General features: G+C 54.3%; 15 protein-coding genes and 1 tRNA gene. 7 read left to right on the plus strand and 9 right to left on the minus strand.

Annotated features, from left to right (window positions below; all coding sequences use genetic code 11):
• The first annotated feature begins 10 nt into the window (after nt 1-10).
• On the plus strand, nt 11-1,336 hold the full coding sequence (locus tag BUA85_RS04215; RefSeq protein ID WP_072899554.1) for a GH1 family beta-glucosidase: 1,326 nt from the start codon (nt 11-13) through the stop codon (nt 1,334-1,336).
• Between the two features lie 12 nt (nt 1,337-1,348).
• Entirely contained in the window at nt 1,349-2,323 is a 975-nt protein-coding gene (locus tag BUA85_RS04220) for a glucokinase (protein ID WP_072899555.1), read from the plus strand.
• On the opposite strand, the gene BUA85_RS04225 is transcribed toward BUA85_RS04220, so the two are convergent.
• The 5 genes from BUA85_RS04225 to guaB all read right to left on the minus strand — a co-directional run bounded on the left by BUA85_RS04225 (nt 2,320) and on the right by guaB (nt 7,387).
• Nucleotides 2,320-2,616 (minus strand): response regulator, encoded by a 297-nt coding sequence (locus tag BUA85_RS04225; protein WP_242648985.1) that lies wholly within the window; start codon nt 2,614-2,616, stop codon nt 2,320-2,322. The two genes, BUA85_RS04220 and BUA85_RS04225, sit on opposite strands and share 4 nt — an antisense overlap.
• Nucleotides 2,617-2,618: 2 nt before the next feature.
• Entirely contained in the window at nt 2,619-3,902 is a 1,284-nt protein-coding gene (locus BUA85_RS04230) for a two-component system sensor histidine kinase NtrB (protein WP_131802759.1), read from the minus strand.
• Nucleotides 3,903-4,274: 372 nt separating this feature from the next.
• Complete coding sequence (locus tag BUA85_RS16670; protein WP_131802760.1) at nt 4,275-4,529, minus strand: hypothetical protein; 255 nt, start codon at nt 4,527-4,529, stop codon at nt 4,275-4,277.
• Nucleotides 4,530-4,762: 233 nt separating this feature from the next.
• Nucleotides 4,763-5,932 (minus strand): RsmB/NOP family class I SAM-dependent RNA methyltransferase, encoded by a 1,170-nt coding sequence (locus BUA85_RS04240; RefSeq protein ID WP_072899561.1) that lies wholly within the window; start codon nt 5,930-5,932, stop codon nt 4,763-4,765.
• 6 nt (nt 5,933-5,938) lie between these two features.
• Nucleotides 5,939-7,387 carry an IMP dehydrogenase gene (guaB, locus tag BUA85_RS04245; protein WP_072899563.1) on the minus strand — a complete coding sequence of 483 codons (1,449 nt, stop codon included), beginning with the start codon at nt 7,385-7,387 and terminating at the stop codon, nt 5,939-5,941.
• Between the two features lie 120 nt (nt 7,388-7,507).
• Here guaB and BUA85_RS04250 point away from each other — a divergent pair, with 120 nt between their 5' ends.
• From BUA85_RS04250 to BUA85_RS04270, 5 genes are all read left to right on the plus strand, one after another.
• Nucleotides 7,508-8,200, plus strand: coding sequence for a hypothetical protein (locus tag BUA85_RS04250; RefSeq protein ID WP_072899565.1), 693 nt, complete (start codon nt 7,508-7,510; stop codon nt 8,198-8,200).
• A gap of 92 nt (nt 8,201-8,292) precedes the next feature.
• Nucleotides 8,293-10,338, plus strand: coding sequence for an ASKHA domain-containing protein (locus BUA85_RS04255; RefSeq protein ID WP_072899567.1), 2,046 nt, complete (start codon nt 8,293-8,295; stop codon nt 10,336-10,338).
• Nucleotides 10,339-10,544: 206 nt separating this feature from the next.
• Nucleotides 10,545-11,219, plus strand: a complete 675-nt coding sequence (locus tag BUA85_RS04260) for a Hint domain-containing protein (RefSeq protein ID WP_072899568.1) — start codon at nt 10,545-10,547, stop codon at nt 11,217-11,219.
• 45 nt (nt 11,220-11,264) lie between these two features.
• Nucleotides 11,265-11,338 (plus strand) — tRNA-Gly (locus BUA85_RS04265).
• Between the two features lie 20 nt (nt 11,339-11,358).
• Nucleotides 11,359-11,706, plus strand: a complete 348-nt coding sequence (locus BUA85_RS04270; RefSeq protein WP_072899569.1) for a RidA family protein — start codon at nt 11,359-11,361, stop codon at nt 11,704-11,706.
• A gap of 3 nt (nt 11,707-11,709) precedes the next feature.
• Here the strand turns inward: BUA85_RS04270 and BUA85_RS04275 are convergent, their stop codons facing one another.
• The 4 genes from BUA85_RS04275 to zwf are packed head-to-tail and all read right to left on the minus strand — an operon-like array spanning nt 11,710 to nt 15,949.
• A complete protein-coding gene (locus tag BUA85_RS04275; RefSeq protein WP_072899570.1) occupies nt 11,710-12,168 on the minus strand; it encodes a prepilin peptidase in 459 nt (152 codons plus the stop codon).
• Between the two features lie 49 nt (nt 12,169-12,217).
• Complete coding sequence (pgi, locus tag BUA85_RS04280) at nt 12,218-13,816, minus strand: glucose-6-phosphate isomerase (protein ID WP_072899571.1); 1,599 nt, start codon at nt 13,814-13,816, stop codon at nt 12,218-12,220.
• Nucleotides 13,817-13,818: 2 nt separating this feature from the next.
• The gene (gene pgl / locus BUA85_RS04285; protein ID WP_072899572.1) at nt 13,819-14,490 is read right to left on the minus strand and encodes a 6-phosphogluconolactonase; all 672 of its coding nucleotides are present in this window, start codon (nt 14,488-14,490) and stop codon (nt 13,819-13,821) included.
• 4 nt (nt 14,491-14,494) lie between these two features.
• Nucleotides 14,495-15,949, minus strand: coding sequence for a glucose-6-phosphate dehydrogenase (gene zwf / locus BUA85_RS04290; RefSeq protein ID WP_072899573.1), 1,455 nt, complete (start codon nt 15,947-15,949; stop codon nt 14,495-14,497).
• Nucleotides 15,950-15,973: the final 24 nt, after the last annotated feature.

The raw sequence follows: 15,973 nt of genomic DNA on the forward strand, positions 1-15,973 counted from the left end.
AAGACTTTCAATGAACTTCAAACGTTCCGAATTCCCTGACGGTTTCGCCTTTGGTGCAGCCACTGCGGCTTACCAAATCGAAGGCCATAGCTTCGGTGGCGCAGGCCCTACCCATTGGGATACCTTCGCGGCCGCCCCTGGTAACGTTGTTCGTGCAGAAGACGGCAGCGTGGCATGTGACCACTACCACCTGTATGAGAGCGATCTTGATCTGCTTAAAGACGCTGGAATGGACGCCTATCGTTTCTCGACCTCGTGGGCCCGCGTGATGCCGGAAGGTCGCGGTGCTGTGAACCAAGAGGGATTGGATTATTACGACCGACTAGTTGATGCGATGTTGGATCGCGGATTGAAGCCCTACCAAACACTTTATCATTGGGAAATGCCCTCTGCCCTTGCTGACCTCGGTGGCTGGACAAACCCGGACGTTGCAGATTGGTTCGCGGATTTCACGGAAGTCATCACAAGACGCATCGGTGACCGTGTTGAGGCCGTGGCGACTTTGAACGAACCTTGGTGCGTCGCATTCCTTTCGCATTTCTTGGGCCATCATGCGCCGGGCCTGCGCGACATCCGTGCAGCGTCTCGCGCAATGCACCATGTTATGAAAGCACATGGCCGCGCGATGACGCGCTTGCGGAGCCTCGGCCAAGACAACTGCGGTATCGTGCTGAACTTTGACCGGACTGAGCCTGCGGACGATAGCCAAATTGCAAAGGATGCTACGGCAACAGCCGACGCGATCTTCAACCGTTGGTTCATCGAAGCGATCCAACGCGGCACCTATCCAGAAGAAGCGCTTGCTGGCTTTGGCCCGCATATGCCTGCAAACTGGCAAGACGACATGGCAGAAATATCCCAAGACATCGATTGGTTGGGCGTGAACTATTATACGCGCCATAAGGTGTCAGCTGATCCAAAAACACCGTGGCCGCATGTATCAAGCGCGGAAGGCCCCGGCGAAAAGACCCAAATGGGGTGGGAGATTTATCCAGAAGGTCTGCGTTATTTCCTAACGTGGCTGTCCAAGGAATACGTTGGCGAGATGCCCATTTTCGTTACAGAGAATGGCATGGCATGGGACGACAAAGTCGAAAACGGCGCCGTCTATGATCCCGTTCGTATGGGCTTTGTAGATGAGCACATGCAGGCCACTTTGAAGGCAATAGAGGAAGGGGCAAACGTCAAAGGGTTCTTTTATTGGTCCCTTTTGGACAATTATGAGTGGGCTTTTGGTTACGAAAAACGTTTCGGAATGGTGCATGTTGACTTTGACACCTTGCACCGGACGCCAAAGGCTTCATATCACGCGCTCAAAGACGCAATAACGCGATAGATTCGAGACGAAATGGCCCACGCACCCAATACCCTAAACCTCGTTGCCGACATCGGCGGCACGAACACGCGTGTTGCATTGGCGCGGGGTAAAATGCTGCTGCCGGAAACAGTTACAAAATACAAAAACACCGCACATTCCAGCCTGCAGGACGTTTTGAAGAAGTTTATTCAGGAACAAGGTGGCGTCGACACGTCTGCAGCCTGCATTGCCATCGCCGGTCCTGTCCGCAATGGCCAAGCGTCGATGACAAACTTAGACTGGGAAATCGACCTTGAGACGCTCGCTGATGCTTCAAAGGCCGAAAACACCGCGATCTTAAATGACCTTCAAGCCCAAGGTCATGCGCTTGGGCATCTGCCGCCCGAAAGTGAAACACAAATTATCCACGGTACTTCTATCGAAAAAGAAACCACACGGATGATGGTTGGGCTCGGAACTGGTTTCAACATCGCGCCGGTTTTCGAAACGCCTAATGGTCGCTTCATTCCGCCTTCAGAATCTGGGCATATTTCATTGCCGATTAACACAGAAATGGATCGGAAACTGTCTGCGCATTTTGATGCGCAATTTGGCTTTCCTACAATTGAACATGCCCTTTCTGGCAACGGTTTGGAAAATCTCTACAACTTTCACTGCTGTGGCGTAGAAGGCGCTGCTCACAAAAACGCAGCTACCATCGTTGCTGACTGCGAAGCTGGCATAGACCCCGCAGCCACACGCGCAGTTCGGCACTTTGTCCAAATCCTTGGGTCGGTTTGCGGCGACCTCGCGCTGGTCCAGTTACCATTTTCAGGCATCTACCTCGTCGGCGGCGTCTCTAGAGCCATTGCCCCTCACCTGTCAGAGTTTGGCTTCCTAGATGCATTTCGCGCGAAGGGTCGTTTCGAAGACTTTATGAACTCCTTCAGCGTCGCGGCAATCTCTGATGATTTTGCGGCACTGACTGGATGTGCAGCCTATCTCGAAAGCTCAGCACACGCCTAGTTAAGCTGTTGCTGTACGATCGTCGATAACTGACCAAGCGAAAAAGGCTTTGGGAGGAAAACGGAGTTCTGCATCTGGTTGCCCTCCGGACCGAACGCGTCCTCTGCATAGCCGGACACAAACACGACTTTTGTGTCGGGGCGCTCGCCGAGGGCCTGTTTCACCCACGTCGGTCCGTCCATTCCCGGCATGATCACGTCACTTACAAACAAATCGACGTAAAGCTCTGGGTCATCGAGCAATTCAAGCGCAGCTTCGGCGCAATCTGCTTCCAGAACTGTATAGCCACGCAATCTTAGTGCACGCGAAGCAAAAGATCGGACCGGCGCTTCATCTTCCACCAGGAGAATGACATCTTCTCCGCGGGACGCCAAGGGCTCAGGAACGGGCTGCGCCTGAACCATTCTTTCCTGCTCAGGCATATCGTGCCATGGAAGAAGTACGGTGAAGGCCGTTCCTTGACCAATCTTGCTGTCGGCAAAAAAAATCCACCCGACTGCTTTACGATCCCGTAGACCGTCGACAATCCGAGCCCCGTACCTTCACCAGTCCGTTTTGTTGTATAAAACGGTTCAAAGATTTTTGATATAACCTCTGGTGAAATGCCCTCACCTTCATCGACCACGCGAAGCTCGACGTAGCGTCCCGCAGGTACGGTTGCCCGATCCCGCAGAATGTCGTTGTCCAAGTGCCGGTTGCGTGTGATGACCCTAATCTGACCTCCTGAAGGCATGGCGTCGCGCGCGTTAACGACAAGGTTCATAACCACCTGCTCAAGCTGGCGCTTGTCCGCCTTGATCCCTCCCAAGTCTTCTTGATGTTCGAAAGACAGGCTAACTTTTTCGCCAACAAGGCGGTTCAGCAAGTGAGTAAGATCAGCAAGCGTATGCCTCAAATCAACGCGTTCGGGCTGCAAATTCTGTTTTCGCGAAAAAGCAAGGAGTTGTTTCACCAGTCCAGCCGCGCGATTGGCATTTTGATGGATTTGAATCAGATCTCCAAAATCTGCGCTGCCTTGATCATGCCGCTCTAACAATAAATCCCAATGCCCTGAAATCGCTGTCAAAAGATTGTTAAAGTCATGAGCGACACCGCCAGCAAGATGGCCAACTGCTTGCATCTTTTGGCTTTGCAAAAATTGAGCTTCCAGTGTCTTAAACTCGGTCACATCGTTAAGAACTGCAATCAAATGCCGTCCGTCCGCAGCGTCAGAAATGTTCAAAGTGACCTGAAAAAAAGTTTCATATTTTGTCCCAAGTCCGCGTAGAAACTGTGATGCGCTACCGCCCCTACCCATCATTGCATCTTGGATCCAGCCATCCATCGGGCGGCCCAATCCATCGACAAGATCGATCAATCGTTTTCCCTCTGTCGTCTCCAAGTCAAAGAGCTGGCGCGCTTCTCGGTTTGAGGCTTCGACCGACCCATCCCTTGAGATTTTCAGCAACGGCACGGGCAAGTCTTCTATGGCCTCCCAATCCCCGTTGATCGACCTTGGGCCGGCGCTTCGTTTTATTTCTGATGGTGCTGGCAGCGCATAGACTTCAAGACGTCCGCCTGTCCCTTCAACCGTAGCCAACAATACTTCCGTTGGTCCATCTGACCCTTCAATCGTGCAAATCTTGCCTGATTCAATCGTTGTCTCGCCAAAAATCTGCTTGATCGACTTCGGTCGTCCGCCGACCAGAGTTCGGAAGGCTTAATTCAAACATAAGATCGCATTGCTCGGCCCCATTGTGAGCATCGGTAAGGTCAAAGCATCTGCAGCCCTTGTCCTTTCCCTTTCGCCAACAGCGGCTTGGTCCATGCGCCACAACAAAGCGTTTGCACCAGCTTGGACGACAGTGAACCGGAAAACCCCATCTCTTGTCCGCAATTCCTTTCGTGCGGCCCCTAAAGTCGATGCGCCTGAAAACAGCGGATATAAAACAGTTTCGGGACTGGCAAAAAGTCAGCTTAGAGCTGCGGAAAGATGCGTGTCTTCAATTGGCAAAAATCGTTCTTTCGCAGCTTCGTTCATGAAAAGGATTTCGCCGTCAAGATCGGTCAGCAACGCGGAGTCTGGTTCGTGCATAACGATCGATTGAACACACCCAATAAGGTTTTGCTTTTCTTCAACTTTCACGATCTTCGCCCGTTCGATGCGAAAATCGTTCAGCATGGTCAGCGCAAAGAAACAAAACAAAGTAATTGCGACTATGTTCATACCGGAACTGAACAGCGAGTCAGTTGTAATGAGACCCAATAGGGCGGCAACAAATGCGATCAGAAATAAAAGCCAAGCGGATGCGCTATTTGAAGGAAAATCTGATTTGTTTAGCTTGGTTTGGTCCGTCAAAGACACGTGGCAAAACCTCGATAATACATTTGTATCCTAATAGCTGGCGGATACTTAAAGGGTGGTTAATCACAAATCACATCATTAACAATTTAAGGTAATTAGTAAATGCCTTTATACACGCAATGGTAGAAACCGTCATTTTCGGAAGTAGGTACAATAAGCTCTTCGGCGATCCTTTCGAAATTAGGATTTCCATTTAGAAACCTAGCGCCAGTTTCACCGTTCTCCACCTGCAAAACCGAACAAGTTGAGTAAATTAGAACCCCTCCCTTCTTTAGAAACTTTGACGCAGATTCTAGAATAGAGACCTGACGATCTTGAAAATCTCTTAGTTCGTCCTCGGTTAGCCGCCACTTAGCGTCTGGCGTTCGTCGCCAGGTACCTGATCCACTACATGGCGCATCACATAAGACGACGTCGAAAAGAGGCAACGTGTCCAAATCTTCGGACTTGACGACCTTGATCGACGCGCGCGCGCGCGCGGCTCTGACTGGAATATCTGCCATGCGATCAAATACACTGTCATGTGCCGTCACCGAGGCGTCGAATATGGCAGCAAGAGCCAGTGATTTGCCTCCCCCACCGGCGCAGAAATCCAAAACCCGATCGCCCGTGCTGATCGGCCAGCTACGCACGGCCGCCTGAGATGACGCATCTTGCAACTCAACCAATCCGGTCTGATAGGCTTTGCCCTGAGCCAAGCGTCTTTGGTTGCTGACGGCGTTTAGGCACCCAATCACATTTGGATGCTCTATTGCCTCGATCTCGTCTGATGCCAAGGATTGGAGGGCGCTGTCGACCGAGCCTAATCGTTCGTTCACCCTCAGCGCCACCTTCGCGCGTTCCCGTTGCGACTGGGCGGCCGAAATCGCTTTATCCCCCAACCCGTCGCGCCAAAGAGGCCAAACCCAATCGGGCAAATCGGCTGCTTCAGCTTCGGATAAAGACGGTTCTTCAAACGAGAGCTCATCCTCCGTCAACGGCTCCGGCGCGTATCCTTCTCCGGAGAATATAGACAGTGGATCGATCCCTGTCTGACGCAAAAGGCCTAACACAAGCGCCCTGCCATCCCCGCCAGCACCAAAGGCGGCGCACGATCGCTTTTTCCGCAGAACATCGAACACATGACCCCTAACGGCCGCACGGTCCTTTGATCCCGCATACCGATTGCGTCGCGCCCAGTTGGTCAAAGCTCTCTCGGCCGGTTCACCGCCAAGGATGACATCCAGTACCGCGATCGCTGCTGCATAGCGCGCTGAAGGAGTCACTGCCCCCTATCCAACGCGGTAGTTCGGGCTTTCCCGGGTGATCTGTACGTCGTGCACATGGCTTTCTTTCAAGCCCGCTCCGGTAATCTTCACGAAATTCGCCTTGCTGCGCATCTCTTGAATCGTCGCGTTGCCGGTGTAGCCCATCGCAGCCCTCAAACCACCAACCAATTGGTGAATAACCGTGCCAGCTGATCCTTTGTAGGGTACCTGCCCTTCGATCCCCTCAGGAACAAGCTTGTCTGTCGCTGCATCCTTCTGGAAGTAACGGTCCGCCGAGCCGCGCGCCATCGCGCCCATACTGCCCATACCGCGGTAAGATTTGAAGGATCGCCCCTGGTACAGGATCACTTCTCCTGGGCTCTCGTCCGTTCCCGCGATCATCGAACCAACCATCGCACATGACGCACCGGCGGCAATCGCCTTGGCGAAATCGCCAGAGAATTTGATCCCGCCGTCTGCGATAACAGGGGTGTCACCAGCCGCCGCAGCACTGTCCATGATCGCCGTCAACTGCGGCACGCCCACACCAGCCACCATACGTGTCGTACAAATCGACCCCGGACCAATCCCGACCTTCACCGCATCAGCCCCTGCACCGATCAATGCGCGCGTCGCCTCACCCGTAGCGACATTCCCCGCAACAACTTGAACCTGATTGCTCAGCGATTTCGCGCGTTCGACAGCCTTTGCCACCCCTTCGGAGTGACCATGTGCTGTGTCGACCACAAGCATGTCCACACCAGCATCCACAAGCGCTTCACTACGTTCGAACCCAGCGTCTCCAACGCCCGTCGCCGCAGCAACGCGCAAACGCCCCAACTCGTCCTTGCACGCCATCGGATTCAGAACCGCCTGCTCACTGTCTTTCAACGTCAGCAAACCAGTCAGCTTTCCTTCCGCATCCGTGATCAACAGCTTCTCAATCCGGCGAGCTTGCATCAGACTACGCGCCTCATCCAGATCAGCAGGTTCCTGCATCATCGCCAAGTCAGATGACGTCATCATCGCATGCACCGGTGTCGCATCATCCTGCGCAAACCGCATATCGCGGTTCGTCACGATGCCCTCGACACGACCGTCAGCACCCACCACCGGGAAGCCGGTGACGCGGTAGCGCTCCATCAAAGCCTTTGCATCCGCCAATGTCTGGTCACGCGTTAGAGTAATCGGGTTGTAAACAGTCCCGGAAACAAACCGCTTTACGCGTCGAATTTCCTTGGCCTGCGCATCGACATCCAAGTTCTTATGCACCACGCCCATACCGCCAGCCTGCGCCATGGCAATCGCCATCCGGCTTTCCGTCACCGTGTCCATCGCAGAGGACAAAAGTGGGATGTTCAGGGCAATGCTTTTGGTAACAAATGTGGACGTATCAGCCGTTGATGGCAGCACCGAAGAGGCCGCCGGAACAAGCAATACATCATCAAAGGTGAGAGCCTCGCGAATCTCCATCAACCGTCTCCTAGGTGTGGCGTCGTTTGGCACGTCCCTATCGCATGGATCACGCCGAACCGAAACCCCCAATCAGAGAATTGGCTTGTGACTTAAATCCTTAACGCGCAAGCTGTTGCCATGCCACCTGCTCCCACGGTTGATCTCCAGCCGACACCCCTTAGGAAAAGCCTTCCACGCCTCGCCATTAGGTTTGGGGTTATTGCGGGATTCACCTACTTTGCTTTGCTTGGATTTGAATGGCTTACGACTCAAATTATGAAGCTCGATGGGGCGACCCAGTCCGGCGCAATGATCGGAGCCCTTGCTCTGGTCCTTGTCGGCTATGCCCTCCTCCTCGCCATTCCATTCATGCCTGGTGTAGAAGTCGGGATCGCTCTTCTTTTGATGAAAGGCGCCGACATCGCTCCATTTGTCTACGCAGCAACCTTATTGGGGCTGTTTATCGCATTCTCAATCGGCCAGAACGTCCCCTTGAAGTGGCTGCAGTCCTTCTTTCAAGACCTTCGAATGTTGCGTGTCTGCAGGTGGTTGGACCGTATGCAAAACAGCGCAAGAGACGACCGGCTCGAAAGACTGACCGAACGGTTCCCCAGTTGGCTGTCGCGGATCGCCGTGGACTATCGCTATGTTAGCATCGGGATATTGATCAACCTGCCAGGAAGTTTCGCCATTGGTGGCGGTGGCGGGATCATGATGGCGGCTGGTCTGACACGCCTTTTCCAAACCAGTTGGGTCATTCTGACGCTCATGATAGCGGTCTTACCCGTCCCTCTCGCGGTTTGGATCACAGGCGTTGAATTCCTAAAATAAGTGACGCTCCGCATAAAGATTATGCCGCGATCTGGCCTTCCCATTTTAACAGCTCGCGATACATTCGCCCCAACGAAAAATAGGCAGAACGTATGAGCAACGATCCACTCGTCATCTTCACCCCGTCTGGCAAGCGTGGGAACTTCCCAGTTGGCACCCCAATCCTCACGGCAGCACGCCAACTTGGCGTGGACTTGGACAGTGTTTGTGGCGGGCGCGGAATTTGCTCGAAATGCCAGATTACGCCGTCTTTTGGCGAGTTCCCGAAGCACGGCGTGACCGTGTATGAAGATGCTCTCTCAGAATGGAACAGCGTAGAACAACGCTACGACGATATTCGCGGCCTCACCAAAGGCCGCCGCCTTGGTTGCCAAGCAACCGTTCAAGGCGATGTCGTCATTGACGTCCCACCAGAAAGCCAAGTTCATAGACAGGTGGTACGCAAGCGCGCGGAGGCGCGTGAGATCGTGATGAACCCGTCGACGCGGCTCTACTACGTTGAAGTCGAAGAACCGGACATGCACGACCCATCTGGCGATCTGGAGCGGCTGATCAAAGCCCTACGCGCCGATTGGGACTTGCCTCAACTAGAGGCCGATCTTGGCGTTCTGACCGGCCTGCAACCCGCCCTCCGAAAAGGCGAGTGGAAAGTCACCTGCGCCGTGCATCTGGGCGACGACACCTTCAGCCCACGCATCATGCAGGTCTGGCCCGGGTTTTACGACGGTTCGATCTACGGTCTCGCTGTCGATCTGGGTTCAACCACAATCGCAGCGCATCTTTGCGATCTCACGACCGGAGAGGTTGTCGCCTCCTCCGGCATCATGAACCCGCAAATCCGCTTCGGCGAAGATCTGATGAGCCGTGTCAGCTATGGCATGATGAACCCATCCGGCGCAGATGAAATGACCAAAGCCGTGCGCGAAGGCATGAACGCTCTTTTCGTTCAAATCGCATCTGAAGCTGAGATTGATCGTAACCTGATCGTCGACGCCGTTTTCGTCTGCAACCCAGTGATGCACCACCTCTTCCTTGGCATCGATCCATTCGAACTGGGCCAAGCGCCCTTTGCCTTAGCGACGTCGGAGGCTCTCGCGCTGCGTACGCTGGAGTTAGACCTCAACCTCCACCCCGCCGCGCGCGTCTACATCCTGCCTTGCATCGCCGGCCATGTTGGGGCTGACGCCGCTGCCGTAGCCTTGTCAGAAGCCCCTGATAAATCCGACGATCTTGTCCTTGTCGTGGATGTTGGCACAAACGCCGAAATCCTGCTGGGCAACAAAGAAAAAGTTCTCGCCTGTTCGTCTCCCACAGGCCCCGCCTTTGAAGGCGCGCAAATCTCCTCCGGCCAACGCGCAGCCCCCGGTGCCATCGAACGCATCGAGATTGACCCTGTCACCAAAGAGCCCCGCTTCCGTGTCATCGGATGCGATCTTTGGTCAGACGAAGAAGGGTTTGAAGCCCAGACCGCCGCGACCGGCATCACCGGCATCTGCGGGTCCGGCATTATCGAAGCCGTCGCTGAAATGAGGCTTGCAGGTATCGTCGACGGCCCAGGCCTCATAGGGTCGGCAGAACAAACTGGAACGGATCGCTGCTTCCCAGAAGGCCGTACCAATTCCTACCTGGTTCATGATGGCACCGCTGATGGCGGGCCAAAGATCACGGTCACCAACGTTGACATCCGCCAAATTCAAATGGCAAAAGCCGCGCTTTATTCAGGTGCGCGCCTCCTCATGGATAAGTTCGGTGTCGACGCCGTTGATCGCGTGGTTCTCGCTGGTGCATTCGGCGCACATATCAGCCCGAAACACGCAATGGTTCTGGGCATGATCCCCGACGCGCCGTTTGAGAAAGTGACAAGCGCAGGCAATGCCGCCGGTACAGGTGCGCGGATTGCCTTGCTTAACACCGAGGCGCGCAAAGACATCGAAACCACTGTGCAAAACATTGAGAAGATCGAGACCGCGATCGAACCACGGTTCCAAGAGCATTTCGTAAACGCATCAGCGATCCCGAATTCTGCCGAACCCTTCCCAATCCTCAACAGCTTGGTCGATCTGCCCAACATCAATCACAACCAAGGTGGTGGAGATGAAGAAGCAGGTGGTCGTAGGCGTAGACGTCGCCGCGCTTAATCCGGTTTCGAAACAATATCTCCGATAGGTCAAAACTGTCTCCAAATTGCCTAAATTTGGACACTCATTTTGATCCCTACGCCCTAAATCCGACACGAGATTTTAGTCTTTTGTTCCGTAGATGAGTGTGTACACGGGACAGCCGCTCATCCTGAGACTAAATCTGCGGCTTCAATTTGGCCGTGTCGTGTTCCGAGGTGGGCAAAATGATCTTAAAAGATCAAAGTCAGACAAATCTTGCTGCAGATCGTTCAACCGAACGGTCTCAATTTGACGGCCCCATATACAAGGACGCAGCCCCCTGCTTCACAGAAGGAACCCGCATTATTGCCCTCGGCGGTGAAAAGCCGGTGGAAAACATCCAAATTGGCGATCAAATCTTAACAGCTGACCATGGCTTCCAGACCGTCCGCTGGGTGGGCCGCCGACATGTCAGCCAAGATGATCTTGTCCAGTATCCCCAACTCCGCCCCTACATCATCAAAAAGGGCGCTTTTGGTAACCAACGCGACCTGCGAGTGTCACCTCAACACGGCATGGCCCGCCGCATCAATGGCAAAGAAACCCTTCTCCGCGCCAAGAATGTTGAGCAAGAGCTGGGTTCGGACGCTGCCGTCCTAGATTTGGACTGCAAAGAGGTCCTCTATTTCCACATTCTTTTTGACCAGCACGAGTTAGTCTTCGCAGAAGGCGCATTGAGCGAAGCCTACTTACCAGGCCCTTCTGCCATCGGTTCACTCGATCAAGACGCACGAGATGAACTATTGTTCCTATTCCCCGAACTCCACGACATCTGGACCAGCGCGAAACCCACTCACGCTGTCTTCGGTCGCCCTGCTCGATCTTACTTTGAGCCTGACGCCATAAAGATCGCAGCTTAGCACTTATTGACCCTAGCGCGTTCCCTGCCTATTCGTCGGTCCACTGCGGGTATGGTGAAAAGGTATCACGCGAGCTTCCCAAGCTTAAGTTACGGGTTCGATTCCCGTTACCCGCTCCACCACATGATCAGAGGTCAAAATGTCAGACATCACCCGCATCGAATCCGGCGCTCGTATGAGCCAGGTCGTCATCCACAACGGTATCGCTTACCTCGCAGGCCAAGTCGGCGCTGAGGGAGCTTCCGTCACCGAACAAACCGAAGCTGTTTTGGCGTCCGTTGATCGGCTTCTGGCCGAAGCAGGAACCGACAAAACCAAACTCTTGACGGCTCAAATCTGGGTCGCTGACATTACCGACTTTGCAGAGATGAACGCGGTTTGGGATGCTTGGGTCGCGCCAGGCTGCGCCCCCGCTCGTTGGACCGGCGAAGCGAAACTGGCAACCCCCAGGTTCAAAGTCGAAGTGATCGTAACAGCTGCGGTCTAGGCCCTAAAGATAAAACAACCCTGCCAGCGCCATCGTGCCGATGGGCCATGACATCGGCACGATCCGCTTTCGAAGCGCCGCCCAGTTGCTATCTTCACTTCCGAACATGCCTTGCATCAAGATGAAGAGGAACGTGTAGAAAAAGAGGCCCGCGACAAATATCCCCAGAAGCCAGCCCCATTGCTCGAGCGGCATAAAGAGCATGATCGCCGCGCCGAATTTGACAGCGCCAGCGCCAATGGCGCCCAGAGCAAACAAAACAAGACCCGCGACAAAGACCGCCGCGGCCACGCCAATTTGCCAGTAGAGATCAACCGTTGTTGGAAACATCACCGCTTGCGCGACAAAAAGCGCCAGCAAAACAAAGATGATCCAGTTCGGGATCTTGGCCACTTTGGCATCCAGAAACGCTGCAATCAAAATTGCTGCGCCCACCGCATAGGAAATCATCTCAACCGTCATCGTGCCTGCCCTAGTTTGTTTTCGGGCACGCTAGCCGATCAATGGTTACTTACACACCATGTCGTTTGAGAAAATCCACAAGTGCGGCAGTTGAGCCATCCTTGCCCTCGACGCTCTGAGCACCTTCCACGATGGGCTGCAACGCTGTGGCAAGTTCCTTGCCTAGCTCAACGCCCCATTGGTCATAGGAATTGATGCCTAGCACCACACCCTCGACAAAAACTCGATGCTCATAGAGAGCGATGATCTGGCCCAAAACGAAAGGAGTCAGCTGAGGATAAGTAATCGTCACTGACGGGCGATTGCCAGTAAATTCGCGATGGCGCGCCTGCCGCTCGAGTTCCGCGCCCTCAAATTTTCCCGCTACTTTCGAGCGTGCCTCATCAAGATCACGGCCTTTCATCAAAGCCTCGGACTGCGCCAAGCAATTGGCAACCAGCAATTGATGCTGGTGGTGCAACGCATCGTCATGACCTCTCGCAGCAACCAAAAACTCGCAGGGGATCACACGCTTACCTTGATGGATCAGTTGGTAGAAGGCATGCTGCCCGTTCGTCCCTGGTTCACCCCAGACAACCGGCCCAGACGGGCCATCCAGATCAGCGCCATCCATGCTGACACCCTTGCCGTTGCTTTCCATCTCCAACTGTTGAAGATAAGCCGCTAACCTGCTGAGATTGTTATCATAGGGCAAAACCGCTCGGGTCGCATGGCCGCAGATTTGATTGTGCCAAATACCCACCAGCGCCAGCAGCGCGGGCATATTATCGCGCCAAATAGCTGACCGGAAATGGACATCCATCGCTTGACCGCCGCGCAAGAAGGCGCGGAAAGCATCGGGACCGATTGCGATCATCAATGACAGCCCAATCGGGCCCCACATCGAATAACGCCCACCAACCCAATCTTCGAACCCGAAAACACGTTCAGCGGCGATGCCAAAGGCAGCCGTCTTATCTTCGGCAGTCGAAAGAGCGGCGAACTGCGCACCCGGCTCGGCCACGCTTTCGCCCATCCATGCCATCGCGGTCCGCGCGTTGGTCATGGTTTCGATTGTTGTGAATGTCTTTGACGCCACTATCACAAGAGTCGTTTCAGGGTTACAGCCTTGTAAAACCTGAGAAATGTCCGCCGGATCGACGTTGCTGACAAAGTGGCACCTCGGCCCATCATGGTATGGGGCCAAGGCCAAAACACCCATAGCAGGTCCAAGATCAGACCCGCCAATGCCAATGTTGACCACATCAGTGATCTTGCCACCCTGTCCCTTGAAAGATCCGTCGCGAACTGTGGCAGCGAATTTCTCCATCCGCTCCAACGTCGCCAAAACACCGGGCATGACATCTTCGCCATCGACGAAAACCGGCCCACCGTCGAGATTGCGGAGAGCCGTATGCAGAACAGCGCGCCCTTCGGTCTCATTGATCTTCCCGCCAGAGAACATCTGCGCACGCTTGTCACCAACGCCTGCGTTTTCGAGCAGATCGATCAACAGCCCTAAGCCATCAGCATCAATATTGGTCTTCGAATAGTCCAACCGCATGTCGCTGGTTTCTGCACTGAACGCCTCAGCACGATCAGCATCAACCAGCGTTTCGAACCTGCGATTTTTGACGTGTTCATGATGTGCTTTGAGCTGATCCCACATCTTCACTTCTCCGCCCAATGCACTGTCGTTCCTTGCAAAATTGCCGACACTGGTGCTTCCGTCGCAGGCAGGGTTTGCGCACGTTCCAGCGCCTCTTTCTTCTCAGCCCCAACAATCACAATGTGCCTGTTGATCGCTGCGTTGATCACCTTGGCTGACAGCGTAATACGCGGTTCCGGCGCACCCGGCGCCCGCATAGCGACGAGGTTTGAATCGCCCGTCAAAGCCGCTTCAAGATTGTCTGCACCGGGAAAAATAGACGCTGTGTGCATGTCAGCCCCCATGCCCAAAAGCATGACGGAGATCGGTGTTGCTTTCTCAATACCCGTATTCAGTTCATCGAGCATATCTTCAGGGTGCTCCGCATCCGCGTACAAAGGCACCAACGTCGCCGAGGCCGCGCGCCCTGTCAGCAACCGCCCACGCAACAACCGCGTATTGGAGCGACCCGAACCTTCGGGCACCCAGCGTTCGTCCGTCAACATCACAGACACACGGGACCAGTCCAACGGCGCACCGCAAAGACTATCGAAGACCGGCCCCGGTGTGGTGCCGCCGGGCACTGCCAACGATGCGCTGTCTTGGGTCAAGAGAACATCTTCCAGCTCGCTCGCCAAAATATCGGCGAGGCGCATCATCATCATTTCCTTGTCGGGGTACTCAATTAACTTCATCTGACTACCCTTTGATTTCACGCCACTTTCGGCCGTCACGGTGGATCAACAACATCGCATCTTCAGGTCCGCTTGAACCAGGTTCGTAGGTTTTTGGCACGTCATTGCGCGCTTCCCATCCCTGAATAATCGGGTCAGTCCATTTCCAAGCCGCCTCAACTTCGTCGCCCCGCATAAAGAGCGTCTGGTTGCCGCGAATAACGTCCATGATGAGCCGCTCATAGGCATCTGGGACATCCTCCGCTTCGTCGCCTAGGGCTTCTGCAAAGGTCATATCCAGAGGGACATCGATCAAGCGCATACCACCTGGGCCCGGTTCCTTGATGGTCACTTGCAAATCCATGCCTTCATTTGGCTGCAACCGGATGGAAAGAATATTGCGATGCCGCTTGTCATCCTCTTCAAAGATGGAATGACCAAGGTCTTTGAACACAACGGTGATCTCTGACACACGCTCGCTCATCGCCTTGCCGGTGCGCATGTAGAACGGCACGCCAGCCCATCTCCAATTCGAGATATGGCACTTCATCGCAATGAAGCTTTCAGTAAAACTCCTAGGGTTTTCAGCGTGTTCTCGGTAACTCTTCGAGTCCTCACCGGCCTCATATTGGCCGCGCACAATGTGGTGCGGCTCGACTGGTTCCAATGCGCGAATAACCTTTAGCTTTTCGTCCCGCACGGCATCGGCGCCGAACTGACTGGGCGGTTCCATTGCGATTAAGCAGAGCAGCTGCATCAGGTGGTTTTGCACCATATCGCGCATCGCACCGGATTTATCGTAATACGCCCCGCGCCCACCAACATCGACCGTCTCGGCCACCGTGATCTGAATGTGATCGACGTAATGATTGTTCCAAAGCGGCTCAAAGAGGACATTGCCAAACCGCACCGCCATCAGGTTTTGAACCGTTTCCTTTCCGAGATAGTGGTCGATCCGATAAATCTGATCTTCCTTGAAGTGCTCTGCGAGGGTTTCGTTGAGTTCTTGCGCCGAGGCCAAGTCGCGACCAAACGGCTTTTCAACGACGATCCGACTGTCGCGGTCTGCAATCTTGTAGGAATGCAGACGTTCCGCAAGATCACCAAAAAGCCCCGGGCCAACTGAGAAGTAGAACGCGCGGATAACGTCAGACCTTACAAGCGCAGCAAGTTCACTCCAACCACCTTCGCCACGCGCGTCGACGGGGACATACTCAAGCCGATCTAGGAATTTCGCGATGGCCTTGGTTTCGGATTTTTCTTCCCCACCAAACTCCGCAATCGCTTCCTTGATCATCACTCGATAACCGGCACTGTCGATGTCACTTCGAGCGGCACCAATGATGCGAGAGTCTTCAGGCATCTGACCAGACAAAAAGCGTCTGAACAGGCCGGGCAAAATCTTGCGCCGAGCCAAATCCCCCGTTCCTCCAAAAATCACCAGATCAAAAGGTTCTACCGGAATGACACGAGCGACCATGGGAACTCCAAGATTTTGTTAGCG

Origin of the sequence: Cognatiyoonia sediminum (genome assembly GCF_900129845.1) — a bacterium.
In the GTDB taxonomy this organism is placed as follows: domain Bacteria; phylum Pseudomonadota; class Alphaproteobacteria; order Rhodobacterales; family Rhodobacteraceae; genus Cognatiyoonia; species Cognatiyoonia sediminum.